Raw genomic sequence first — 1,241 nt, 5'->3', positions numbered from 1 at the left:
CCGCGCGCAAGCTGTTTGCACAGCGTGTACCGCAAAGTTTTGTCGATAGGATGGAAAAAGGCAATCCTAAAGACCCTCTTTTGCGTCAGGTTTTACCCTTGAGTGACGAGTTTGAAGTGCATGCAGGCTATTCCAATGATCCTCTTGACGAACAGGACAATGCGCTCCCGGGATTGCTGCATAAATACAAAAACCGAGTGCTGATGATCGTCAAAGGCGGCTGTGCGGTGAATCGCCGTTATTGCTTCCGTCGTCACTTCCCGTATCAAGAGAACAAGAGCGGCAAACAAGCTTGGAGCCAGTGCATCGAATACATGGCGGAAAAACCAGAGCTCAATGAGGTGATTTTCTCTGGCGGTGATCCACTAATGGCAAAAGACGATGAGATTCATTGGCTGCTGGAACACATAGCTCAGATTCCGCACATCAAACGTCTGCGCATTCACAGCCGTTTGCCTGTAGTGATCCCAGCTCGAATCACAGATGAGCTGTGTCAGTTGCTAAAAGCGTCACGCTTGCAAATTATCCTTGTTACGCACATCAACCATGCTAATGAGATTAACGATGAGCTGCGCCAGGCAATGAAAAAACTAAAAGAAGCCAATGTCACCTTGTTAAATCAGGGAGTTTTACTAAAAGGCGTTAATGATTCCGTTGATGCCCTGAGCCAGCTCAGCGAGGCCCTGTTCGATGCTGGGATCCTGCCGTATTACTTGCACGTGCTAGACAAAGTCCAGGGAGCGGCTCACTTTATGGTCGATGACGAACGAGCCCGACAACTAATGGCAGGCTTATTAGAAAACGTCTCTGGCTACCTGATCCCGACCCTCACCCGTGAAATCGGCGGCCGAAAAAGCAAAACGCCGCTCGACCTACACCTTGCATAACCATCTATAACCCCTACAAATCATGAGATTTTGTGTCGGTCGAGACGCAAAATCTTACGATTTCTCTCTGATTTTTGTTTATTTTCAGAAAACTCAATAAAAAAGACACCAAACCGTTCTAAAACATTTAAGTCTCATGTAGTCTCTGCCGCCTAGATTATTTGCGACACAAAATATGGAATAAGAATCACACTATTGTGATGAAAAATGGTCGAGTTTACGACATCCATATTCAACCAAACTGAAGATGAAAAACGTTAAGAACGGTAGCCAGTAAACGTGAAGTCTACGCAATGGTAAATGCCTTCATCGCCTTTAAGGCAGCCCTGCGGAAAGTTAACCCGTCCACCAGAA

The 1,241-nt window shown here is 46.3% G+C and carries 1 protein-coding gene; it reads left to right on the top strand.

The features are described 5' to 3' along the window. On the top strand, positions 1–887 hold an 887-nt coding region (epmB, locus tag R7D93_RS25595), incomplete at its 5' end, for an EF-P beta-lysylation protein EpmB (RefSeq protein WP_318129594.1). Positions 888–1,241 lie beyond the last annotated feature (354 nt).

The sequence above is a fragment of the Vibrio sp. YT-15 genome (assembly GCF_033337445.1).
GTDB lineage: Bacteria > Pseudomonadota > Gammaproteobacteria > Enterobacterales > Vibrionaceae > Vibrio > Vibrio alginolyticus.
This window is presented reverse-complemented; position numbering and strand designations above follow the sequence as displayed.